Source organism: Actinomadura sp. HBU206391 (assembly GCF_014323665.1).
GTDB lineage: Bacteria > Actinomycetota > Actinomycetes > Streptosporangiales > Streptosporangiaceae > Actinomadura_C.
Map to the genome: position 1 here is coordinate 33,837 of NZ_JABVEB010000024.1, position 23,331 is coordinate 57,167.

General features: G+C 71.2%; 24 protein-coding genes. 18 read left to right on the top strand and 6 right to left on the bottom strand.

Annotated features, from left to right (window positions below; translation table 11 throughout):
• Window positions 1–3 precede the first annotated feature (3 nt).
• The 3 genes from HKK72_RS11700 to HKK72_RS11710 form a co-directional block, all read right to left on the bottom strand.
• A complete protein-coding gene (locus HKK72_RS11700) occupies window positions 4–1,617 on the bottom strand; it encodes a hypothetical protein (protein WP_187234332.1) in 1,614 nt (537 codons plus the stop codon).
• A gap of 24 nt (window positions 1,618–1,641) precedes the next feature.
• Window positions 1,642–2,334: a hypothetical protein gene (locus tag HKK72_RS11705; RefSeq protein WP_187234333.1), complete on the bottom strand. Its 693-nt coding sequence runs from the start codon at window positions 2,332–2,334 to the stop codon at window positions 1,642–1,644.
• Between the two features lie 574 nt (window positions 2,335–2,908).
• A complete protein-coding gene (locus tag HKK72_RS11710) occupies window positions 2,909–3,547 on the bottom strand; it encodes a CAP domain-containing protein (RefSeq protein WP_187234334.1) in 639 nt (212 codons plus the stop codon).
• 381 nt (window positions 3,548–3,928) lie between these two features.
• Here HKK72_RS11710 and rplM point away from each other — a divergent pair, with 381 nt between their 5' ends.
• From rplM to glmM, 3 genes are all read left to right on the top strand, one after another.
• Window positions 3,929–4,372 (top strand): 50S ribosomal protein L13, encoded by a 444-nt coding sequence (gene rplM / locus HKK72_RS11715; RefSeq protein WP_187234335.1) that lies wholly within the window; start codon window positions 3,929–3,931, stop codon window positions 4,370–4,372.
• Between the two features lie 77 nt (window positions 4,373–4,449).
• Window positions 4,450–4,968: a 30S ribosomal protein S9 gene (gene rpsI, locus HKK72_RS11720; RefSeq protein ID WP_187234336.1), complete on the top strand. Its 519-nt coding sequence runs from the start codon at window positions 4,450–4,452 to the stop codon at window positions 4,966–4,968.
• Between the two features lie 63 nt (window positions 4,969–5,031).
• Window positions 5,032–6,375, top strand: coding sequence for a phosphoglucosamine mutase (glmM, locus tag HKK72_RS11725; protein ID WP_222720592.1), 1,344 nt, complete (start codon window positions 5,032–5,034; stop codon window positions 6,373–6,375).
• A 73-nt stretch (window positions 6,376–6,448) separates the two neighbouring features.
• On the opposite strand, the gene HKK72_RS11730 is transcribed toward glmM, so the two are convergent.
• Window positions 6,449–6,766, bottom strand: coding sequence for a hypothetical protein (locus HKK72_RS11730; RefSeq protein WP_222720593.1), 318 nt, complete (start codon window positions 6,764–6,766; stop codon window positions 6,449–6,451).
• A gap of 40 nt (window positions 6,767–6,806) precedes the next feature.
• Entirely contained in the window at window positions 6,807–7,493 is a 687-nt protein-coding gene (locus tag HKK72_RS11735; RefSeq protein WP_187234337.1) for an HNH endonuclease family protein, read from the bottom strand.
• Between the two features lie 78 nt (window positions 7,494–7,571).
• Between HKK72_RS11735 and HKK72_RS11740 the strand changes: the two genes are divergently transcribed.
• From HKK72_RS11740 to tsaD, 15 genes are all read left to right on the top strand, one after another.
• Complete coding sequence (locus tag HKK72_RS11740) at window positions 7,572–8,519, top strand: DUF389 domain-containing protein (protein WP_187234338.1); 948 nt, start codon at window positions 7,572–7,574, stop codon at window positions 8,517–8,519.
• Between the two features lie 35 nt (window positions 8,520–8,554).
• Window positions 8,555–9,475, top strand: a complete 921-nt coding sequence (locus HKK72_RS11745) for an ABC transporter ATP-binding protein (protein ID WP_187234339.1) — start codon at window positions 8,555–8,557, stop codon at window positions 9,473–9,475.
• Window positions 9,472–10,410: an ABC transporter permease gene (locus tag HKK72_RS11750; RefSeq protein WP_187234340.1), complete on the top strand. Its 939-nt coding sequence runs from the start codon at window positions 9,472–9,474 to the stop codon at window positions 10,408–10,410. The genes HKK72_RS11745 and HKK72_RS11750 overlap by 4 nt, the downstream gene beginning before the upstream one ends.
• Window positions 10,407–11,318: an ABC transporter ATP-binding protein gene (locus HKK72_RS11755; protein WP_187234341.1), complete on the top strand. Its 912-nt coding sequence runs from the start codon at window positions 10,407–10,409 to the stop codon at window positions 11,316–11,318. The genes HKK72_RS11750 and HKK72_RS11755 overlap by 4 nt, the downstream gene beginning before the upstream one ends.
• Window positions 11,319–11,352: 34 nt before the next feature.
• Window positions 11,353–12,069, top strand: coding sequence for an ABC transporter permease (locus HKK72_RS11760; RefSeq protein ID WP_187234342.1), 717 nt, complete (start codon window positions 11,353–11,355; stop codon window positions 12,067–12,069).
• A gap of 100 nt (window positions 12,070–12,169) precedes the next feature.
• Complete coding sequence (glmS, locus tag HKK72_RS11765) at window positions 12,170–14,032, top strand: glutamine--fructose-6-phosphate transaminase (isomerizing) (protein ID WP_187234343.1); 1,863 nt, start codon at window positions 12,170–12,172, stop codon at window positions 14,030–14,032.
• A 364-nt stretch (window positions 14,033–14,396) separates the two neighbouring features.
• On the top strand, window positions 14,397–14,780 hold the full coding sequence (locus HKK72_RS11770; RefSeq protein WP_187234359.1) for a holo-ACP synthase: 384 nt from the start codon (window positions 14,397–14,399) through the stop codon (window positions 14,778–14,780).
• Complete coding sequence (locus tag HKK72_RS11775; RefSeq protein ID WP_187234344.1) at window positions 14,777–16,246, top strand: NAD(P)H-hydrate dehydratase; 1,470 nt, start codon at window positions 14,777–14,779, stop codon at window positions 16,244–16,246. Before HKK72_RS11770 ends, HKK72_RS11775 begins: the two co-directional genes overlap by 4 nt.
• Window positions 16,247–16,312: 66 nt before the next feature.
• Entirely contained in the window at window positions 16,313–17,443 is a 1,131-nt protein-coding gene (gene alr / locus HKK72_RS11780) for an alanine racemase (protein ID WP_187234345.1), read from the top strand.
• Window positions 17,444–17,453: 10 nt separating this feature from the next.
• Complete coding sequence (locus HKK72_RS11785) at window positions 17,454–18,548, top strand: alpha/beta fold hydrolase (RefSeq protein ID WP_261986727.1); 1,095 nt, start codon at window positions 17,454–17,456, stop codon at window positions 18,546–18,548.
• Entirely contained in the window at window positions 18,545–19,003 is a 459-nt protein-coding gene (gene tsaE, locus HKK72_RS11790) for a tRNA (adenosine(37)-N6)-threonylcarbamoyltransferase complex ATPase subunit type 1 TsaE (protein ID WP_315987191.1), read from the top strand. Before HKK72_RS11785 ends, tsaE begins: the two co-directional genes overlap by 4 nt.
• 106 nt (window positions 19,004–19,109) lie before the next feature.
• The gene (locus tag HKK72_RS11795; RefSeq protein ID WP_187234346.1) at window positions 19,110–19,829 is read left to right on the top strand and encodes a hypothetical protein; all 720 of its coding nucleotides are present in this window, start codon (window positions 19,110–19,112) and stop codon (window positions 19,827–19,829) included.
• A gap of 66 nt (window positions 19,830–19,895) precedes the next feature.
• Window positions 19,896–20,585 (top strand): tRNA (adenosine(37)-N6)-threonylcarbamoyltransferase complex dimerization subunit type 1 TsaB, encoded by a 690-nt coding sequence (gene tsaB / locus HKK72_RS11800; protein ID WP_187234347.1) that lies wholly within the window; start codon window positions 19,896–19,898, stop codon window positions 20,583–20,585.
• Entirely contained in the window at window positions 20,582–21,199 is a 618-nt protein-coding gene (rimI, locus tag HKK72_RS11805; protein WP_261986729.1) for a ribosomal protein S18-alanine N-acetyltransferase, read from the top strand. The genes tsaB and rimI overlap by 4 nt, the downstream gene beginning before the upstream one ends.
• Window positions 21,192–22,223: a tRNA (adenosine(37)-N6)-threonylcarbamoyltransferase complex transferase subunit TsaD gene (tsaD, locus tag HKK72_RS11810; protein ID WP_187234348.1), complete on the top strand. Its 1,032-nt coding sequence runs from the start codon at window positions 21,192–21,194 to the stop codon at window positions 22,221–22,223. Before rimI ends, tsaD begins: the two co-directional genes overlap by 8 nt.
• Window positions 22,224–22,238: 15 nt before the next feature.
• Here tsaD and HKK72_RS11815 read toward each other — a convergent pair whose 3' ends face one another.
• Window positions 22,239–23,171: an aminoglycoside phosphotransferase family protein gene (locus tag HKK72_RS11815; protein WP_315987192.1), complete on the bottom strand. Its 933-nt coding sequence runs from the start codon at window positions 23,169–23,171 to the stop codon at window positions 22,239–22,241.
• Window positions 23,172–23,331: the final 160 nt, after the last annotated feature.

Here is a 23,331-nt window from a genome sequence, read left to right on the forward strand (position 1 = left end):
CGGCTATCGGGCGCGCCGGTCGATGGGGCGCACGGCGTAGGCGATGAACTGGCGGGTCAGGGCCCTCAGCACCTGATCCGCGGCCTGGGGCCGGGTGCCGTCCACGTACTGCGCGTAGGAGTAGATGATGTAGCGGCCTCGTACGGTGCTCGACGCGTAGCCACCGGCCTGATCGATCTTCGTCGCGACCTTACCGCGCATGCCGCGGAACCATTCGTACCGGCTGGGATCGCCGGCCCTGTTCGCGGTCAGTGCCGCGGCGCGGGTGGGCATGACCGCGACGCCTGTCGTGACGGCGTACTTCCTGCCGTTGACATACGTCGCGCGCACCACACTGCGGCACCGGCCGCGTTCCAGCGCCGTGACCATCGCGCCGCGCGCGGCCAGCCCGCACTGGTGGTTGACCGAGGTCTTGTCCTGCTTGTACGCACGGGAGCCCAGCATGATCGTGCTGGTCGGGAACACCTCGGTGAGCGACAGCGGACGCCGGTCGGTCCGTTCGCTGTCGATGCTGGACGCGGGCCCGGTCCTGCTCGGTCTCGGGGTGGCCTGGGCCGACGGCGCCTGCGACGGTGCGGACGACCGGACGAGAGGAGTGGAGGGGGCCGCGGCGCGCTCGGCCGGGCCGCTCGTCATCTTGATCCCGATGACGGCGGCGGAGAACACGATGACGGTGGCCACCCCGCCTCCGATGACCAGCAATCTGCGGCGGACGCCCGCGTCCGGCGCGGGCGGGGCCGGTGGCGAGCCCATCGGGTGCGGCCCCAGGCCCTCGGTCTGGTAGGCGGGCGCCGTCACGACGCCGGGAGGCGGTGAGAGCGCGCCCTGCGGTGCCATGGTCGGCATGGTGCTGACCGTGGCGGCTCCATTGCGGGCGGGGCGTGATCCGGCGTCCCGGAGACGGGCGGCGAAGTCGTCCGGCGGTCGGGCCGCCGCTCCGGCCGTCGCTTGGTGCGGGGGTTCGGCTGTCTCTTCGGCGGGGGGCTCGACGGGCTCGACCAGGTCGAAGACGGGTGACGCCTCAGGCGGTGGGGCCATGCCCGCGGACGTGGCGACGCCCGACGGGGGCCCTCCGAACAACTCGCCCGGCCCGGCGGCCGGCTCGGCCTGCTCCATGATCGGGATGCCATCGGGTTCGGTGTCGTAGAAATCCGGAGAACCGGTGTCCGGCCGGTACATCGGTCCGGCGGGCAGTGCGCCCCTGGTGTCGAAGGCGGGCACCCCGGGCCCGGCCACCAGCGTGCCCGGTGAGGGCGGCATGATCGGCGCGGGCCGCGGCTCGGTCATGCCCCGCGGGTCTTCGGAACCTTCGACCGCTGCGTCCTCGGCGTCGTCGGCCACGGGCTCATCGGCCACGGCCTCGTCGACCACGGTCTCGTCGACCACGGCCTCGTCGACCACGGGGGCCGACTCCCACCACGGCGCCTTCGGCCCGTCCAGATGGGCCGTGGCGGAGGCCTGTGGTGACCCGGAGTCCTCGGGGGCCCCCGACGGGGGCTGCGGGATACCGGCGTTACCGAAGCTCGGCGGGGCGGCGGGGATCTGAGACGGCGATGCCGCCTCACTCTCTGCTTCCGGCACCGCGACGGGCTCGGACGGCTCTTCACGACCAGACATAGGCAATCAGCGTATTCGTAGTGGTTACTTTTGGAGGGGCTTGCCCACGTTTCCGCGGTAGTTAAGTGCTTCGAACAGGCCGCTGCCCAGCATCACGTCCTGGCCGAACTTGGAGATCACCCGGTGCCGGCTCGAGGGGATGTCCTTGCCGCTGGGCTGCTGAACCCAGGTCATCAGCAGATAGTGACCCTTGAACTGGAAGGTTCCGAGCGCGGTGCCCTTCCCGATCGTCCTGGTGATCCCAGGACCGGGGACCGGTTGCACCCAGGCGTCCTTGGCGCTCCAGACGCGGCTGGCGGCCCTGGCGGCGGTCGCGGTGCGCAGGTTGGCCACGCCGACCGTGCCGATCAACTTGCCGTCCGACGAGGCGAACGTGGCCCGCATCACCTGGTTGCAGTATCCGCGCCGCAATGCCGTCACGAGCCTGGCACCGTTCACGGTCCTGGCGCAATTGCGGTCGGCACGCCGGGCCGTCATCGTGTACCGGTTCGCGCCGACCTTGAACGTGCGGCGCTGGAAGATCTCGTTCAGGGTCAGCGGTCTGGGATCAGTGGTCCGGCTGTTGCCGAGCCCCCCGATGCGGGGCGTGGGCGAGGCGGCCTTCGGACTGGTGGACGATCGCGGGGAGGCCTGCGACTTGGCCGACGTGGGCGCCGGATCGTCCTCGAGCACGTTCGAGATGCCGATGCCGCCGCCGATGAGCACGATGCCGGCCACGACGGCGCCGCCGGCGATCAGCGGCAGGTTGCCGCGGCGGCCAGGCGGCGTGGGCCCGCGACGGCCGGGCTCGCCCGGATGCGCGTGCGCACCGCGGCCGGGCCCGGGCCGGCCGCCCGGACGGCCCGGTTCGTAAGGGCCTGCCTCGTGGGGGCCCGGCTCGTGGGGGCCCGGCTCGTGTGGGCCTGCCTCGTTGGGACCAGGGCCGGGCCCGTAGGGACCCGGCCCGTACTGACGGGGGTCGGACTCACCCTGGTGTTCGGGACGGTCGGTGCCGCCGTGGGAGTCGCCGGGCCTGGGGGTGAACGGCCCCTCATCGTCGGGCGGGGGGTTGAATGGACTCCGGCCGTAGGGAGACGTGCCGGATCGCGGTTGTCCGGGGCTGTACGGCGCCCGCGGCGGCTGCTCAGGTGGCCAGCTGCCGGATTGGCCTTGATTACCCGGGTAATTCATGGATACGGACCCTATCGGTCGATTTGAGGGGGTCTGGACGTCGTCTACGGCACCGTCCGCACAGGCTCAGGGCCACGATGACATGGCCGGGGACCGGCGCGCCGGGCGTCCGGGACGGGCGTCACTCCCAGCCGAAGTCCTGCGTCCACCATGGGCCCCCGGCGGCGAAATGCGCCCCGACGCCGATCGCGCGCAGATCGCAGTTGAGGATGTTGGCCCGGTGCCCCGGGCTCTTCATCCAGCCGGCGACGACCGCGGCGGCGGTCGGATGGCCCTTCGCGATGTTCTCCGCTCCCGGGCTCAGATAACCGGCCGCCTTGATGCGGTCCACGAAGGTGGAGCCGGACGGCGAGTCATGTGAGAAGTAGTCGCGCGCCGCCATGTCCGCCGAGTGCCGCCGGGCGGCCGTACGGAGACGGGCGTCGACCCGCAGCGGGCCACATCCGGCCTTGGACCGCTCTCGATTGGTCAACTGCGCCACGGTCGCCTCGGCGCCGCCGCCGGAGTTGGACGCGGTGCCCTGGGACGGCGCCTTCGAGGGAGTGGCAGAGCGCCGGGACTGCGCGGCGGGCCGTTGGATCCGCTTGAGCGGCGGCGTGGGTTCGGCGGTGGCCTGGGGCGAGGCCGGGGCGGATCGGTCGGCGGACGCCTGATCGTCGATGGGCTGTGACGACGCCGTGCCGGTGGAGTGCTCCTCGAAGACGAGCTTCGTATCGGGTTCGGTGAGAAACAGTCGGTCCGCGGCGAAACCGGCACTCATCGCCAGGGCGGCTAGGGCCAGTGCGGACACTGCCGTGCGGTTCCTGGACAGGGGGCCCTCCCGGGGGTGAAGCTGACCGCACCGCACTCTATACCTGCATATCGCCCAAAGTACGGCTATCCGTATTGATTCGGCAGCCTCGATCGGCCGGGGATGGTCGATTCACCGCTTCGCGTAGGGCATACTTGAGGGTGGCTGGAAGCCCGTCACCAACGACTTGCTTTGACCCATGCCCGTCCGGCTGGGTATCCTGCCTGTTCGTTGTATGTGTCGGTGTGCCCACAGGGCCCCGGCTACCCCAGGCCGTCAGGTCGGACATGTTCCGAGCCGGCGTGACCAGGATCCCGCTGAGAAGTCGACAAGAAACGAAGGCTTACGACCGTGCGCACGTACACCCCTAAGCCCGCTGATGTGCAGCGTCAGTGGCACGTCATCGACGCGACCGATGTCGTGCTGGGTCGCCTCGCCAGTCAGGTCGCGATCCTGCTTCGGGGAAAGCACAAGCCGATCTACGCACCGCATCTCGACACGGGTGACTTCGTCATCATCGTGAACGCGGGCAAGGTGGCGCTCTCCGGCAACAAGCGGGAGCAGAAGCGCGCCTACCGCCACTCGGGCTACCCCGGCGGTCTCCGCTCGATCGCTTACGGGGACCTGCTGGACAAGCACCCGGAGCGCGCGGTGGAGAAGGCCATCAAGGGCATGCTCCCCAAGAACTCGCTCGGCCGGAAGATGTTCGGCAAGGTCAAGGTCTATGCCGGCCCCGAGCACCCGCACAAGGCGCAGCAGCCGGTGCCCTTCGAGATCACCCAGATCGACCAGTAGTCGTCCGAGGATCGGTGACGGCCGCCAGGGGCGGCCCAGGATCGCAGCGGGCCAACCCAAAGGAACTTAGGAGAATCGTGGCCGAGTCCACCGGTATCGAGACGCCTGTCGACGGCGCCGAAGCAGAAGCGCTCGCCGAGGAGACACCCTCGGAGTACACCAGCGAGACCCCGCAGAGCCAGGCCGAGGAGCCGGCGCCCGTCCTGGCCGTCGGTCCGGCCGGCGCGACCGGCCGCCGCAAGCAGGCCATCGCGCGCGTCCGGATCGTCCCGGGCTCCGGCAACTGGACGATCAACGGTCGCACGCTCGACCAGTACTTCCCGAACAAGGTGCACCAGCAGATCGTCAACGAGCCGTTCGTGACGCTGGGCGCCGAGGGACAGTTCGACGTCATCGCCCGCGTCCACGGTGGCGGGGTGACCGGTCAGGCCGGCGCGCTGCGGCTGGGCATCGCCCGGTCGCTGCAGCTCGCCGAGCCCGACCACCGGCCCGCGCTCAAGAAGGCCGGGTTCCTCACCCGTGACCCGCGGGCCAAGGAACGTAAGAAGGCCGGCCTCAAGAAGGCCCGTAAGGCTCCGCAGTACAGCAAGCGCTAACTCGTCTGTGTCGGGCCGCCCGCGAACGCGTGGCGGCCCGACGCTTTTTTGCGCCTGGAGTTGATGGTGGGTCGTCTCTTCGGAACCGACGGTGTCCGCGGTGTCGCCAACCGGGATCTCACGGGACGGCTGGCGATGGACCTGTCCGTCGCCGCGGCCCGAGTTCTCGGCGAGGCCGGTGTCTTCAAGGGCCACCGGCCCGTGGCGGTCGTGGGCCGCGACCCGCGCGCCTCGGGGGAGTTCCTCGAAGCCGCCGTCGTCGCGGGCCTGGCCGGTGCCGGCGTCGACGTGCTGAGGCTCGGTGTGCTGCCGACGCCCGCCGTGGCCTATCTGACGCACCAGCTCAACGCCGATCTCGGCGTCATGCTGTCGGCCTCGCACAACCCGGCCCCGGACAACGGCATCAAGTTCTTCGACCGCAGCGGCTACAAGCTCGCCGACGAGATCGAGAGCGCCATCGAGGCCCATCTGGACGAGCCGTGGGACCCGCCGACCGGGGCCGATGTGGGCCGGGTCCGCGACGCGGAGGGCGCCGCCGAGCAGTACATCGCGCACCTGCTCTCCACGCTGACCGGTTCGCTGGAGGGGCTTCGCGTCGTGGTCGACTGCGCGAACGGCGCCGCGTCCACGGTGGCGCCGGAGGTGCTGCGCCGCGCCGGCGCGGAGGTCGTGACGATCGGCGCTGCCCCGGACGGGCTCAACATCAACTCCGGCTGCGGCTCGACCCATCTCGACGCGCTGCGGGCGGCCGTCATCGAGCACGGCGCGGACGCCGGAATCGCCCATGACGGCGACGCCGACCGCTGCCTGGCCGTGACCGCCTCGGGCGAGACGGTGGACGGCGATCAGATCATGGCGATCCTCGGGCTGGAGCTGCGCGAGGCCGGACAACTGCCGGGCGACACCATCGTCGCGACGGTCATGTCCAACCTCGGCTTCAAGCTGGCCATGCGAGATGCCGGGGTGAAGGTCGTGGAGACGGCGGTCGGAGACCGCTATGTCCTCGAAGCGATGAAGGACGGCGGCTACGTGTTCGGCGGCGAGCAGTCCGGCCATGTGATCATGCTGCGGCACGGCACGACCGGCGACGGTGTGCTGACCGGCATGCACCTGCTGTCGGCGATGGCCCGCAGGAACCGGCCGCTGGACGAGCTGGCCAAGATCATGACTCGGCTGCCGCAGGTGCTCGTCAACGTGCGCGGCGTGGACAAGGCCCGGCTCCAGAGCGCGACCGAACTCACCGAAGCGGTCTCGGCGGCCCAGGCCGAGCTCGGCGACGGCGGCCGGGTCCTGATCCGGCCGAGCGGCACCGAGCCCATGGTGCGGGTCATGGTCGAGGCGGCGAGTGAGGACCAGGCACAGGCTCTCGCCGAGCGGCTCGCCGACACGGTGCGCCGCGTCCTCTGACCCCGCGCGGCGTGCTCGCCGACCGCGCCGCGTCCTCTGATCCGCGCGGCGCGTCCTGGCGGCCCATCGGCGATCAGTCGGAGTCGACCTCGAACCGACCGACCTTCAGGTGCTTGATCTCGACCGTACCGGCCTGAAGGTGGCCGATGACCGCCCGCTTGATGGCGAGCCGGCCGATGGCCACCGCGCCGATCGCGAGCGCACCGAGGGCCATGGAGCCAAGGGCGAGCGAGCCCAGACCGGTCATGCCGGTGGCCTTGGCGCCGGTGGCGGCTGCTCCGGTGGCGCGCGCGACCGTCGCCCGCTTCGTCCGTACCCGGGGCGGCTTCGCGTCCGGCGTCTCGTCGATCCCGGCTGCTTCGTCAGGGGTCTGCTCAGGCTCGGCGCTCATGGCCGACGATTGTAGCCATGGGGTGCATCACCGGGTCACCTCAGCAGCGGGTGAGGAAGTCCTCCAATGCGGTGTGGTCGGCCCGGGTCACCGGCAGGTCGTACTCCGCGGCCACCGCGACGAACTTGATCGCGTACGTGCACTGGTAGGACTTCTGCGGCTTCCACTCGCCCGGCCCGGAGTCGCTCTTCTGCTGGTTCGGCCGGCCCCACACCGCGAGCAGGTTCCCGGTGTCGTTGGCGAACTTCTCCCGCTTGTCGGCGGCCCAGCCGTCGGCGCCCATCCGCCAGGCGAGTCCGAGGGGGTAGATGTGGTCGATCTGCACCTCGGTGGCCCGCGACTTGCTGAAGGTGATGTTCTTGCCGGTGTAGGGGTCGTCGAGCCGTCCGGCGACCACCACGCACCGGCCGCGCCTCTCGATCCCGTCGAGATCGCGGGCGAGCACGTCGTTGCGCTGGTCGCATCCGTTGTGGTCGGTGTCCTTCCACCGCTGGCCGAACCGCTCGCGTTCGTACCCGCTCATGCTGCCCGGCCCGGCCACGCGCAGATCGTCGAGCCGCTTCTGTGCCTGTCCGGCACTGCGTCCGCTTGGGGCCTTGGGGGCCTTGGAGCTCTGCTGTGGGCTCGTCGCCTCGACGCTGCAGCCCACCGACAGGGCGACGACGGCCGCCACCGCCACGCCGGCTCGGCCACGACGCCTCCAATTACCGCCGCTTTGTAGTTTCATGCCCGCAATGTCGCACACAACTGGATCATTCGCCCGATGCGCCGGGGTCAGGGTTCCCGCGTACGGCACGATGGCACCGTGCTTCATCTGCGTGTGATCGTGCCCGGCGGCCGGACCGACCTGGTCTGTGAGCTGCTGGCAGGCCATCACGGGGTCACCAACATGGTCGTCCTGCCGGGTGCCGCCCGGCAGCCGGAAGGCGACGTGGTGATGGCCGACGTCGCCCGCGAGGCGGCGAACGAGATCATCGAAGAGCTCCAGCGCCTCGGCATCGACCGCGACGGTTCGATCGCGATGGAACGCGTGGACCTCTCCCTGTCCGATGCGGCCGAGACCGCGGAGCGCGAGGCGCCCGGGCACGGAACCGACGCGGTGGTCTGGGAGGAGCTCGACCGGCGCACGGCGGAGGACGCCCGGCTGACCTGGTCGTTCGTGGCGTTCCTCGCGTTGTCCATGCAACTCGCGGCCATCGCGGCGCTCATCGACTCGCCCATCCTGATCGTCGGCGCGATGGTGCTCGGGCCGGAGTTCGGCACCGTGGCCGCCATCTCGTACGGCATCCTCGTCGCCGACGCACGGCGCATCGGCGCCGCCGCGCGCACGCTCGCCGTCGGGTTCCTCATCGCGATGGTGATCACGTTCGTGTGCGCGCTCGTGAGCAAATGGATCGGCGTGATCCAACTCGACGAACTGCCCAGTAGCCGGCCGCTGACCGGCTTCGTCTACAAACCCGATCGCTGGTCGTTCATCGTCGCGATCCTCGCGGGCGCGGCCGGAGTGCTGTCCCTCACCGCGGACAAGTCCTCGGCGCTGGTGGGAGCCTTCATCTCCGTCACGACGGTGCCCGCCGCCGGGAACATCGCCGTGGCGGTGGCCCTGCGGCATTGGCACGAGGTGAGCGGCTCGTTCCTGCAACTCGGGGTCAATCTGGCCGGCATGGTCATCGCGGGGGTCGTCACTCTCCTGGTGCAGAAGGCGTTGTGGGGATTCGTCCGCAAGAGGGGCACACGTACATCCACAGGATGAGGACCGGGGCACGTCCGCTCCACTAGGTTCTATGCATGCCGATCATCGCTACCCAGGGCCTGACGATGAGGTTCCCGAGGGTCACGGCCCTCGACGACCTCAGCGTCGCGGTCGACTCCGGGGTCGTGGGACTCGTCGGCGCGAACGGCGCGGGAAAGTCGACACTGATCAAGATCCTTCTGGGGCTGATGCCGCCGACCAGCGGGCAGGGGTCGGTCCTCGGCCTCGATATCCGCCGTCAGGGACAGCAGATCCGTGAGCGGGTCGGCTTCATGCCCGAGTACGAGTGCCTCCCGCCCGATGTCTCCGCCACCGAGTTCGTCGTCCACATGGCCCGGATGTGCGGGCTGCCCCCCACCGCCGCACGAGAGCGGGCGGCCGACACGCTGCGCCACGTCGGGCTGTACGAGGAGCGTTACCGCCCCATCGGCGGTTACTCCACCGGGATGCGGCAGCGCGTCAAGCTGGCCCAGGCGCTCGTACACGACCCGCAACTGGTCTTCCTGGACGAGCCGACCAACGGCCTCGACCCGGCCGGGCGTGACGACATGCTCGGGCTCATCCGGCGCATCGGCACCGAGTTCGGCATCAGCGTCCTCGTCACCTCGCACCTGCTCGGCGAGCTCGAACGGGTCTGCGATCACGTGGTGATCATCGACGGCGGGAAGCTGCTCCGCTCCCAGGCCGTCGCGGCGTTCACCGAGGTCAGCGGAACCCTGGTGGTCGAGGTCGAAGAGGGGCACGACAAGCTGGGCGGCACGCTGACCGAGGCCGGGCTCTCCGTGCGGCCCGACGGCCGGTTCCTGCTGATCGAGATCGTCGACGAGTCGACCTTCGACCTCGTACGCGACAGCGTCGCCGAACTCGGGCTCTGCCTCATCCGGATGGAACAGAGCCGCCACCACATCGAAGAGGTCTTCACCGCCGCGGCCGTGCCGACCGGAGTCAAGCCATGACGACCCCCCCGATCTCCTCCGCACCCTCCGCTCCCGCTTCGGCGATCCACGACATCGGCTACCGCCACTACGAGGGCCGGCGACTCGGCCGGGCGTACGTGCTCCGGTCGCTGTACGTGCACAATCTGCGGGCGGTCTTCGGCCTGGGCCGGCCGGCCAGGGCCAAGGTCATGCCGTTCATGCTGGCGGCGATCATGATGCTGCCGGCCGCGGGCAGCGTGGCGGTGCTGGCCATCACCAAGGAACCGGAAACGCTGATCCCCTACGCGAACTACGCGATCATCATGCAGCCCGTCGTCGCCATCTTCCTGGCCACCCAGGCGCCGGTCGTCGCCTCCCGCGAGCTGCGATTCCACGTGGTGCCGCTGTACTTCTCCCGGCCGGTCGGCTCCTTCGACTTCGTGCTGGCGAAGTTCGCGGCGTTCGTGACGGCGCTGTTCGCGCTGCTGGCGACGCCGGTGACGCTGCTGTACATCGGCGCGCTGGTGACCCGGCCGTCGAAGGAGGCGGACGCGCCACAGTTGCCGAGCATCGGTTCGCAGACGCTGGACTTCCTGCCCGGGCTGGCCGGCTGTGCGTTGTTCGCGCTCGTTCTCGCCGCCTTCGCGCTCGTGGTGGCGGCGTTCACGCCGCGCCGGGGGTTCGGCGTGGCCGCGGTCATCGCGGTTTACCTGCTGAGCACCGCCACGGTCGGCATCGTGCAGGCGATCGCGGAGGAGACGTCCAACTACGGCGTGGCCGGGTGGGCCGGGTTGTTCGCCCCGTTCACCCTGGTCGACGGCGTGCAGGTGAGCCTGCTCGGCACCGAGTCGCCGACGATCGGGGGGCCGCCGGCCGGCGCCGGCGGACCGGTGTTCTGCTTGGTCTGCGCCGCCGTCATCGCCGGCTCGCTGGCGGTCCTGTACGGCCGGTTCCGGAAGGGCGGTCTCTCATGAGCGTGCTGGAGCTCCGCCAGGTCTCCCGGTGGTACGGGAACGTCGTGGCGGTCAATGGGATCTCCATGTCGATCGGCCCGGGGGTGACCGGCCTGCTCGGGCCCAACGGCGCCGGGAAGTCCACCGTGATCCACATGTTGGGCGGCTTTCTCGCGCCCTCGTCCGGTGGCGTCACGCTGGACGGGTCGCGGATCTGGAAGAACCCGGACGTCTACCGGCACATCGGCCTGGTGCCGGAGCGCGAGGCGGCCTACGACTTCCTGACCGGCTGGCAGTTCGTGCTCTCCATGGCCAAGCTGCACAAACTGCCGCAGCCCGGTGCCGCGGCGCAGCGGGCGCTCGCCATGGTCGAGATGGAACCGGCCAAGGACCGGGTGATCGGCACCTACTCCAAGGGCATGAAGCAGCGGGTCAAGATGGCCTCGGCGCTCGTGCACGACCCGCCGGTACTGCTGCTCGACGAACCGTTCAACGGCATGGATCCGCGCCAGCGGCTGCAGTTGATGGACCTCATCCGCAGGATGGCGGCGGAGGGCCGCACGATCCTGTTCAGCTCGCACATCCTCGAAGAGGTGGAGCGGCTGGCCAGCCACATCGAGGTCGTCGTCGCCGGCCGGCACGCCGCCTCAGGCGACTTCCGGGCGATCCGGCGGCTCATGACCGACCGCCCCCATGTGTTCGTCGTACGCTCCGCGGACGACCGCCGGCTGGCATCGGCGATCATCGCCGACGGGTCCGCGCGGAGCGTCCAGCTCGGTGAGGGCGTTCTGCGGGTGGAGGCCGTCGACTTCCGCCGGTTCACGTGGCTGCTGCCGCAGCTGGCCCGCAAGGAGGGCGTGCGGCTCTGGGAGGTCTCTCCGGCCGACGAGTCCCTGGAGAGCGTCTTCTCCTACCTGGTGGCGACATGATCCGGACCGGCTCCGGGAGAGGGTTGACCGACCGATGAACGCGACCATCGCCTACATCACGTTCCGCGCGATGCTCGGCCGCAAGCGGGCGCTGCTGCTGTTCGCGCTGCCGGCCGTCCTGCTCCTGCTGGCTTTCGGCCTGCGGCTCACCGGCAACAACGACCTGGACATCTCGACCATCGTGCTGCAGCGGTTCGCGCTCGCCACCCTGCTGCCGCTGCTCGCGATGATCGCCGGTACGGGCGTCGTCGGCCCGGAGATCGATGACGGCCAGATCATGTACATCCTGACCAAGCCGATCCCGCGGCCGGTCATCGTCATGACCAAGTTCGCGGTGGCGATCGCCCTCGTCGTCACCTTCGCGGTCGTGCCGACCCTGGTCGCCGGGCTGATCCTGACGGGCAACACCGCAGAGGTCACCGCGGCGTTCACGGTGGGGACGCTGGTCGGCGGGATCGCCTACGCCGCCGTGTTCGTGGTGCTCGCGGTGGTCAGCCGCAACGCCGTCACGATCGGCCTCCTGTACGCCCTCGTCTGGGAGACGCTGATCGGCAACTTCGCACCCGGCGCCCGGTCACTGTCGATCCAGCAGTGGTCGTTGACGGTCATCGATGCCGTGACCCCGGCCACCACGGTCACCTCCGAGGTGGGCCTCGGCCTCTCCGTCGCGTTCCTGGTGATCGTGACGGTGCTCGGCGCCACGCTGGCCGCCGTACGTCTGCGCAGTCTGTCGGTCGCCAGCGCCGAGTGACGCGGCGCACCTGCGCTCGACACCTGCGCTCAACGGCTCACCGCCGGTGTCGACGGTCGTTGTGCGTCCGCACCGGGACACAGCGGCTAGGGTGGCCGCCATGTGCGGAATCGTTGGGTACGTGGGGGCGAAGCCCGCGATCGAGGTCGTCGTCGACGGGCTGGCCAGGCTGGAGTACCGGGGGTACGACTCCGCCGGTGTGGCCGTGCTGACCGGCGGCGGACTGAGGAGCGTCAAGCGGGCGGGCAAGCTGGCCAATCTGCGAGAGGCCCTGGCCGCCGAGGCCGGCTCCGCGCCGCCGTCCGAGGGCGAGGGCACGCTGGGCCTCGGGCACACCCGCTGGGCCACGCACGGACAGCCGAACGACCGCAACGCGCATCCGCACACCGACTGCGCGGGCACCATCGCGGTCGTGCACAACGGGATCATCGAGAACTTCGCCTCGCTGCGCGCCGAGCTGGAGGGGCGCGGCCACGAGCTGGCCTCCGACACCGACACCGAGGCGGTCGCGCATCTCCTGGAGGAGCAGATCGCCGACTCCGGCGGGCTGGCCGAGGCGATGCGCCGTGTCTGCCGCCGGCTCGAGGGCGCCTTCACCCTGGTCGCGGTGCACGCCGGCGACCCGGACATGGTCGTGGGCGCCCGCCGCAACTCGCCGCTGGTCGTGGGCCGCGGCGACGGCGAGAACTTCCTCGCCAGCGACGTCTCCGCCTTCATCGAGCACACGCGCGAAGCGATCGAGCTGGGTCAGGACCAGGTCGTCGAGCTGCGCCGTGACATGGTCACCGTCACCGACTTCGACGGCAAGCCGGCCGCGGTGAAGGAGTACCACGTCGACTGGGACGTGTCCGCCGCCGAGAAGGGCGGCTACGACTACTTCATGCTCAAGGAGATCGCCGAGCAGCCGCGCGCGGTGGCCGACACCCTGCTCGGCCGCATCGGCGTGGACGGCCGGCTCACCCTCGACGAGATGCGCCTGTCCGACGACGAGCTCCGCGACGTCGACAAGATCATCATTGTCGCCTGCGGCACGGCGCACCATGCCGGGATGATCGCCAAGTACGCCATCGAGCACTGGGCGCAGCTGCCCTGCGAGGTCGAGCTGGCGAGCGAGTTCCGCTACCGGGACTCGATCCTGACCCGCAGCACGCTGGTCATCGCGATCTCGCAGTCCGGCGAGACGATGGACACGCTGATGGCTCTGCGGCACGCACGGGAGCAGCGGGTCAGGGTGCTCGGCATCTGCAACGTCAACGGCTCGACGATTCCGCGCGAGTGCGACGGCGTGCTCTACACCCATGCCGGCCCCGAGATCGCGGTCGCGTCGACCAAGGCGTTCCTGACCCAGCTGGTCGCCGTCTACCTGGTCGCGCTCTACCTCGCGCAGGTGCGCGGCACCAAGTGGGGCGACGAGGTCTTCGCCATGGTGCAGATGCTCTCGGGCATGCCGGCGAAGGTGGAGAAGGTCCTCGAGACCATGGAGCCGGTCCGGGCCCTGGCCCGGTCGCTCGCCGACGAGCGGTGCGTCCTGTTCCTCGGCCGCCACGTCGGGTACCCGGTGGCGATGGAAGGGGCACTGAAGCTCAAGGAACTGGCGTACATGCACGCCGAGGGGTTCGCGGCGGGTGAGCTCAAGCACGGGCCGATCGCGCTGATCGAGCAGGGTCTGCCCGTGGTCGTCGTGGTGCCGCCGCGCGCCCGCCGGGTACTGCACGACAAGATCGTCTCGAATATCCAGGAGATCCGGGCCAGAGGCGCTCGCACGATCGTGATCGCCGAGGAGGGCGACGAGTCGGTCGCACCGTACGCCGACACGCTGCTCAGGGTGCCCGCCGTGCCGACGTTGCTGCAGCCGCTGGTGGCCACCGTGCCGTTGCAGGTCTTCGCCTGTGAGCTGGCCACCGCCAAGGGTCACGACGTCGACCAGCCCCGCAACCTCGCGAAGTCGGTCACGGTCGAGTAGCGGCCGGTGAGCCGTGTGACCGGTAAGCCGTGACCGCTGAGCCCGTGATCCGGGCGGGCATGAAAGTGGCCCCTCCCGAACATCGGGCGGGGCCACCGCGGCCGGCGCGAATATATAGAACCGGCGCTCTGCCGGTGAACATAGACCCGGTGTGCGCCCCGGTAAGCGGTCGGATCCCATGCGGGCAGAGCCCGGTCAGACCTGACGTCCCCCGGCCCGAGCGGGCTGGTCGAGACCGGCCAACTGTAGCCCGTGAGGGCGGCGACCGAGGTGTCTTGGCCTGATTGAGATGTCTTTCCACGCAGTCCCGCCGGTCGGCCGGTTCCGCGCCGCCGCCGGGACGCCGGCATGGCACCCTGGACGGGTGATCGTGGGTGTGGGGATCGACGTGGTCGATCTGGTCAGGTTCGAGCAGTCCCTGGAGCGCACGCCGGGGCTGAGGGCCCGGCTGTTCACCGAGGCCGAGCGGGCACTGCCGGTCAGGTCGCTGGCGGCGCGGTTCGCCGCCAAGGAAGCCCTGGCGAAGGCCCTGGGCGCGCCGCGCGGGCTGCTCTGGACCGATGCCGAGATCCGCCGGGAGCCCGACGGCCGGCCGAGCCTGCGTGTCGACGGCACGGTGGCCGCGGCGGCGCGGGATCGTGGCGTGACCCACTGGCATGTCTCCCTCAGCCACGATGGCGGTGTCGCCACTGCCGTCGTCGTCGCGGAGGCCAGAGCGGACGAGAGCCCCGAGCGGAGCGAGCGATGAGATACGCGCATGAGGTCGGCAAGGTACGGGCGTCCGAACAGGCCCTGATGGCCACCCTGCCCGAGGGCGCGCTCATGCAGCGCGCGGCCGCGGGGCTCGCGGCGGTCTGCGCCCGGGTGCTGCCCGTCGTGTACGGCTCGCGGGTCGCCCTGCTCGTCGGCAGCGGAGACAACGGCGGCGACGCCCTGTTCGCCGGGGCCCGGCTGGCGCGGCGCGGCGCGGGCGTCGAGGCGATCCTCGCGGGCTCGAAGACGCACGAGGAGGGACTGCGGGCGCTACGGGCGGCCGGCGGCCGGGTTACCACCGACGAGTCCGTGATCGACGAGGCCGATCTGGTGATCGACGGCCTGGTCGGCATCGGCGGGCACGGCAGGCTGCGGGAGCCGTACTCGAGACTGGCCGAACGCGCGGGACGGACCGCCGCCGTCGTGGTGGCCTGCGACGTGCCGAGCGGCGTCGACGCCGGCACGGGCGAGGTCGAGGGCAGCGCGGTGCACGCCGAGGTGACCGTGACGTTCGGCACCTACAAGCCCGGCCTGCTCATCGACCCCGGGGCCTGGCACGCCGGGGTGGTGGAGCTGATCGACATCGGGCTCGGCCCCCATCTGCCGGATCCCGACGTGGTGGTGCCGACCTCCGAGGACATCCGGCCGCCGCGGCCGTCCCCCGAGTCGGACAAGTACCGCCGTGGCGTGGTCGGCCTGATCGCCGGAAGCGAGCAGTTCACGGGCGCCGCCGTGCTCGCCACCGGCGGGGCAGTCCACGGCGGGGCCGGGATGGTGCGCTTCGCCTCCGTGCGCCCGGCCGTGGACCTTGTCCGGCAGCGGTGGCCCGAGGCGGTCACCACGGTGATCGAGCCGAGTGGGGAACTCGATCTGGAGTCGGTCGGACGGGTGCAGGCGTGGGTCGTCGGCCCGGGGATCGGCACGGACGAGCGGGCCGAGGCACTGGTCGCCGCGGCCCTCGGCACCGAGGTGCCGGTGCTGGTGGACGCCGACGGCCTCACGGTGCTGGCCCGCCGCCGTGACCTGCTGGGCCGTACGGCCCCGACGGTGCTCACCCCGCACGCCGGTGAACTGGCCCGCCTCATCGGGGCCGACCGCGAGGCGATCGAGGCCCGGCGGCTGGAACACGTGCGCAGGGCAGTGGCCGAGGTGCCCGCCATCGTCTTGCTCAAGGGGTCGACGACCCTGATCGCCGAGGCCGAGCGGCCGGTACGGGTCAATCCGACCGGCACGCCGTGGCTGGCCACCGCCGGCACCGGCGACGTACTGTCCGGGCTGATCGGCGCGTTCCTCGCGGGCGGCCTGCCCCCGCTGTACGCGGCGACCGCGGGCGCCTATCTGCACGGCCTCGCCGCACGCCTCGCCGCCTCGCCGCATGACACCGCCGAACGGGGCCAGGCGCCGATCAGCGCGTATGACGTCATCACCACACTGCCCAGGGCATTTCGTACCCTGTCTTGAGAACACGGCGTGGTCAGGCGCGGATGAGCGGCGATCACGGGAGGGGAATCGGCAGACTTGGCAGACGTGACGACTCCGGCGCAGGCAAATATCGATCTTGGTGCCATCCGCGACAACATCGCGCTGCTGCGCGACCGCGCGGGCGGTGCGGACGTGATGGCCATGGTCAAGGCGGAGGCCTACGGCCACGGCATGGAGGACGCCGCGCTCGCCGCGCTGGCCGGCGGCGCGACCTGGCTGGGCGTCGCCAAGCTCGCCGAGGGCCTGCGGTTGCGTGCCGCTGTGCCGGACGCGCCGATCATGGTCTGTCTCGGCGTGCCCGGCGAGCCGTACGACCAGGCGATCAGCGCCGGTCTGGACCTGACGGCGGGCACGGTCTGGCTGGTCGAGGAGATCGCCGCGGCCGCCCGTACGGCCGGTCTCACGGCGCGGGTGCATCTGAAGGCCGACACCGGGATGACCCGGGGCGGGGCGGGCCCGGCCGACTGGCCGGCCGTCGTCGCGGCCGCGCTGGCCGCCGAGGCCGACGGCCTCATCCGCGTCGTCGGGCTCTACTCCCACTTCGCCTGCGCCGACGAGCCGGGCGACCCGTCGATCCCGTTGCAGCTGGGGGCGTTCAAGGAGGCCGTCGAGCTGGCCGAGGACGCGGGGCTGCGGCCGGACGTGCGGCATCTGGCCAACTCGGCCGCGATCCTGACCCTGCCCGAGGCCCGATACGACCTCGTACGGCCCGGCATCGCGATGTACGGCCTGAGCCCGGCCCCGCGGCTCGGCGCCTTCGGGCTGCGGCCGGCCATGACGCTCACCGCCGCCGTCGCCGCCGTCAAGCGGGTTCCTGCGGGCAGCGGCGTCTCGTACGGCCACACGTACGTCACCGAGCGGCGGACCACCCTCGCGCTGGTGCCCGCCGGCTACGGCGACGGGGTGCCGAGGCACGGATCCAACCTGCTCGAGGTGCTGGCGGGCGGCCGGCGGCGGCGTATCGCCGGGCGGGTCTGCATGGACCAGTTCGTGATCGACATGGCCGATGACCAGGTATCACCCGGCGACGAGGTGATCCTTTTCGGGCCCGGCGACCATGGCGAGCCGACGGCACAGGACTGGGCCGAGGTGCTCGGCACGATCTCGTATGAGATCGTCACCCGGATCGGGTCCCGCGTGCCGCGGCGGTACGTGCCGCTGGAGCCGGGGCGGTAGAGGGGAGCGCATGGACGGCCAGGACAGGCGGCGGATGAGCGGGCGCATGGGCCGCCGGATGGGCATCGTCGGGGTCGTGGCGGGCCTCGGAGCGGCCGGCGTCGGCGTCGCCGTGGGGGCCCGGAAGATCGCCGTCGGCCGGGTGCGGCTGCGTCCGGACCCCGACGCGGGCGAGCCGTTCGGGCGGTTGCGCGGGCAGCCGGTCAAGGTGCTGGCCGACGACGGTGTACCACTGCACGTGGAGATCGACGGCTCCGGCGACGCGCGGCTCACCGTGGTCTTCTGCCACGGCTACGCGCTCAATCAGGACGCCTGGCACTACCAGCGCCGGGACCTGCCGGGCATCCGGATGGTCTTCTGGGACCAGCGCAGTCACGGACGCTCGGGCCGCAGCAAGCCCACGCACGCGACCATCGACCAGACCGGCGAGGACCTCTACGCGGTGCTGCGGGCCACGGTGCGTCCGGGCGATCCCGTGATGCTCGTCGGGCACTCGATGGGCGGCATGTCGATCATGGCGCTGGCCGACCGGCACCCCGAGCTGTTCGGCGACCAGATCGTGGGCGTGGCGTTGATCAACACCTCGTGCGGCGGCCTGGCCGAGATGACGTTCGGCCTGCCGCTCATGCTGGCCAAGGTGGTGCGGCCGCTCGCGCCCGGGGTCGTGCGCAACCTGGGCCGGCGGGCCGAGTTCGTGGACCGGACCCGGCACATCGGCGCCGACCTCGCCTTCATGCTGATCCGTCGCATGGGCTTCGCCGACAAGTACGTGAGCCCCACCGTCGTCGACTTCGTCGAGGAGATGATCCGTGCCACCCCGATCGACGTGATCGCGGAGTTCTACCCCGGCCTGATGACCCACGACCGGCTCGGATCCCTGGCCATGGTCGGCCGGGTGCCGGCGCTGGTGCTGGCGGGCGGCGAGGACCGGCTCACCACGGCCGCGCAGGGCCGCGCCCTCGCCGAGGCGATGGAGGGCGCCGAGCTGATCGAGGTGCCGGACGCCGGTCACCTGCTGCCGCTGGAGTACCCCGGCATCGTCACCCGTGCGCTGCGCCAGCTGATCGCGCGGGTCCATCCCCAGCCCGAGGAGCGCTCGGCGTGAGTTTCGTCATACCCACCGCCGAGGCCATGCGGGACTTCGGCGTGCGTCTCGCGGGTCTGCTGCGGCCCGGAGATCTGCTGGTGCTGTCCGGTGATCTCGGGGCCGGCAAGACCACGCTGACCCAGGGCATCGGCGATGGCCTGAAGGTGCGCGGCCCGATCACCTCGCCCACGTTCGTCATCGCCCGGGTCCATCCGTCGCTGTGCGGCGGGCCGCCGCTCGTGCACGCCGACGCCTACCGGCTCGGCGGTTTCGCCGAACTCGACGACCTCGACCTCGATGCCTCCGTGGAGGAGTCGGTCACCGTCGTGGAGTGGGGCGAAGGTCTGGCGGAGGGGCTCGCCGACGCCCGGTTGGAGATCCACATCTCCCGTGCCGATCTTGAATCGGACGAGCGCCTCGTCCACCTGAGGGGTAGTGGGGACCGGTGGGCAGATATGGGCGGTTTCCGGTAAAGCGGAAGTATGGGTATTTTTTCATTCAACGAGGATGAACTGGTTATCGGAATGTGACGTACTGTTCTGCGGACACGTACCTCTCCTTTCGGAGGGAGCGCCCTGGATGAGCGGCAGCCATCGGATCCCGGAGGGCCGGCCCGAACGCCGCGGCATGGCGTTCGTACTCGCCGGTGCCGCGGTGGGAGTCATCGCGTGTGGGGGCGTGGCGGCGTTCGTGCTGAACCAGGTCGCCTCGCCCGACGAGGGCAAGGGGCTGACGTCGAGCGACCTGACCGTGGAGAGCTCACCCGTGCCCACGCGGACCGACCGCGAGGCGGTCCCCGACGCCTGTGTCCTGCTCCCCGAGTCGCTCACCCGCGAACTCGTCCCCGAGGCCGACCGTACCCAGACCGACACGTTCGCGGCGACCGACGCGCACAACCAGTGCGTGTGGAGCCGTTTCGGAGACCAGCGGCTGCGCCAGCTGACCGTTGAGCTGAGAGCCGTCCCCGGGGCCGCGGATCGGTCGAGCGCCGACGTGGCGCACGACACACTCGACTCGGAGCGCGAGGCCGACGAGTCGGGCGAGGGGCTGCCTCCGGGACAGAAGGTGTCGATCAAGCGCGGCGTCGACACGATCGGCGACGAGGGGTACCTGACCTACAGCGTGCAGTCGACCCAGCGGCGCGGAGAGGCCGTCGTCAACGTCCGCGCGGGGAACGTACTGATCACCGTGCACTACGCGGGAGGCGACAGCGCCAAGACGCCGCTGTCGTCGAAGAAGGCGATCGACGGCGCGACCCAGGCCGCCGAGATCACCGTCAACGCCCTCGCGACCCGCTGACGAACCTCGCCGTCTGGGAGGGTGGCCCGCCGCTCAGGCCGCGCACAGCCACTAAGCTGTGACTCCGTGCTGGTCTTGGCTTTTGACACCGCCACCGCCGCGGTCACCGTCGCCTTGTACGAATGGGCCCCCGGCGAGGCGATTCGCATGCGCGCCGTCATGGAGACCGTCGACCGGCGCCGGCACGCGGAACTGCTCGCTCCGTCGATCGCCGCCGTGCTGGCCGAGGCCGCGACGACGCCGGCCGACCTCAGCGCCGTGGCCGTGGGCGTCGGCCCAGGTCCCTACACCGGGCTGCGGGTCGGGCTCGTGACGGCCTACGCGCTCGGGGACACCCTGCGGGTGCCTGTGCACGGGGTGTGCACGCTCGACGCGATCGCCTGGGCCTCCGAGCGTACGGAGCCGTTCGTGGTGGCGACCGACGCCCGCCGGAAAGAGGTCTACTGGGCGCGGTACGCGTCGGCGCGCGTCCGCGTCACCGAGCCCGCCGTCGGCCCGCCCGCCGATGCGGCCGCGGCCGACCTGCCCGTGATCGGGGAGGGGGCGGCCCTGTATCCCGAGACGCTGTGTCCCAAGACATCGGGTGCGGCCGGCGATCCGGCGCCGCTGCTGCCCTCGGCGACGGCGATCGCCGAGCTCGCGGTCACCCGCCTGTCGGGCGGTTCCGGCCTGCCGCTGCTGCCGCCGGAGCCGCTCTATCTCCGCCGCCCCGACGCCCGTGAGCCCGGCCCTCGCAAGAAGGTCACACCGGCATGATCGGCACTGGGACCGGAGCCCCTTTCATCCGGGTGATGACGTTCGCCGACCTGCCGGTGGTGCAGCGCCTCGAAGCGTCGCTGTACCCGGATGACGCCTGGTCGGTGGAGATGTTCCGCGGTGAGCTCGATGGCCAGCCCGGAACCCGGCACTACGTCGTCGCGGTGCAGCCGGCCGACCCCGCCGATCCGGGCCGACCGGCCACGGAGGTCGCGGACGCCACGGGTGTCCCGGACGCCACGGAGGTCACGGACGGCGCCACGGAGGCCGCCGGGGAGATCGTCGGCTATGCCGGGCTGTCCGCCGCGGGCGGCCAGGGCGACGTGCAGACCATCGGGGTCAGGACCGACCGGCAGGGGCGCGGCATCGGGGCCGCGCTGCTCTCGGCACTGCTGGACGAGGCCGCCCGCCGCGACTGCGAAGTGGTCTTCCTGGAGGTGCGGGCGGATAATGAAGCCGCCCGCAAGCTGTATGAAGGCTTCGGGTTCACCGAGGTCAGTGTGCGGAAGCGGTACTACCAGCCGTCGGGGGTGGACGCCATCGTGATGTGCCGTCAGGGCGCTCCGAAGAAGCGCACGATCGGTTTCGGGCCGGTGGGAGTCCCGGATGCCTGACGAGCCGCTGATCCTGGGGATCGAGACCTCCTGCGACGAGACCGGGGTCGGGATCGTACGCGGGCACACGCTCCTGGCCGACGCGATCGCGTCGAGCGTCGACGAGCACGCCCGGTTCGGCGGAGTCGTGCCCGAGGTCGCCTCGCGGGCGCATCTCGAGGCCATGACCCCGACCGTGTCGCGGGCGCTGGCCAAGGCCGGGGTGGCGTTCGAGGACGTCGACGCGATCGCGGTGACGGCCGGCCCGGGCCTGGCCGGGGCGCTGCTCGTCGGGGTGGCCGCCGCGAAGGCCTATGCGCTCGCGCTCGGCAAGCCGCTCTACGGGGTGAACCATCTGGCCGCCCACGTGGCCGTCGACCAGCTCGAACACGGGCCGCTGCCGAGGCCGGTGGTGGCGCTGCTGGTGTCGGGCGGGCATTCGTCACTGCTGCTGGTGCCGGACGTCGCTTCGGACGTACGAACGCTCGGTTCGACCGTCGACGACGCGGCGGGGGAGGCATTCGACAAGGTGGCCCGCGTGCTCGGCCTGGGATTCCCGGGCGGTCCGCACATCGACCGGGCCGCGCGGTCCGGTGCCGAGGACGCCATGGCGTTCCCCCGCGGGAAGTACGACGACGGTACCTACGACTTCTCCTTCTCCGGGCTCAAGACCGCCGTGGCCCGCTGGGTCGAGGCCCGCGAGCGCGCCGGCGAGCCGGTGCCCGTCGCCGACGTGGCCGCGTCCTTTCAGGAGGCCGTCGTCGACGTGCTCACCAAGAAGGCGCTGGCGGTCTGCCGCGAGAACGGGGTGGCCGATCTGCTGATCGGCGGTGGGGTCGCGGCGAACTCGCGGCTGCGGGTGCTCGCTCAGGAGCGGTGCGCCGCCGCCGGAGTCCGGCTGCGGGTGCCACGCCCCGGCCTGTGCACCGACAACGGCGCCATGGTCGCGGCACTCGGCGCGGAACTGGTCGCCGCCGGGGCATGCCCCTCGGCGCTCGACGTGCCCGCCGACTCGTCCCTGCCGGTCACCGCCGTGACCCTGTGACCCTGTGAGGCGGCCTCAGTGGTGGACGGGGACGCCGAACTGGGCGAGCAGCGCCTCGAGGTAGCCCTCGAGGAGCGGGACGCCGGTCTCGTCGATCGGTGAGCGGCCGCCCGGCAGCAGGTCGATGACACAACGCAGATCCCAGTAGGGATCGTGCTCGTACCCGCCGCGCACCTGGTCGACGTCGGCGAGGAAACGGTCGGCGGCGGCGATACCGTAGCGCAGCGCCAGTTTGCACCGCATGTGGGCGACGTCGACCGCGATCGGGCCGTACGACGCCCGGTCCCAGTCGACGATGCCGGTGAGCCGGCCCGACGACCAGAGAGTGTTGTCGGGTTCGTAGTCGCGGTGGATGAAGTGGGGCGCCGCCTCCGGCGGGGAACCGCTCACGATCTCGAAGGCCTGTTCCCACAGCCCCGGGCGGGTCGCGTGCCTGGGCGGCGACTGGAGGATCAGCCGGTTGTACGGCGTGTAGGGCGGCATCGTCGGGGCGCCCTCGAGGGCGTGCACCGACAGCAGCGCCGCCGCCAGTTGGATCAGATACTCCGGCAGGTCGCCGACGGCGGGCCGGGGTGCGTGGCCGGGGAGCCTGCTGATCAGCAGGGTGGGGGCATCGCAGTAGGCCCCGGACGGGTCCGCCGCGACCAGCGACGGCGTGGCGATCCCGCAGCCCGCCAGCAGCGCGAGTGCGGCGATCTCTCGCTCGGGGGAGAACTCGAGGTCGGTGAGGTTCCACCCGCGCCGGGCCCAGCGGCGCAGCACCAGCCGGTGGGCGGTGCCGGCCCTGCTCTCCACGAGCAGCGCGTGGTTGACGTGGGCGGCGCCCCCGACCAGCGGCCGGACCAGTTTCACTCTGCTGCCCGTGCCCAGGCATTCCTCGATCCAGCGCAGGGTCGCGGCACTGGGGGGACGGCCGTGGGCGGACGGATGCGGAAGCGGATGCGGCACGACATCCATCAAAACGGGTTCCGGCAGGTATCGGGAGTGATTTTATGAAAACCGAACGTAACAAATCGCACGTCAGCGGCACGACATGATCCGTTGGGCCGTGCCCTCGCCGGGGCCGGCGGGGCCACGGCCGCGGCCTACTCCTTGCCCTCGCGCCGTG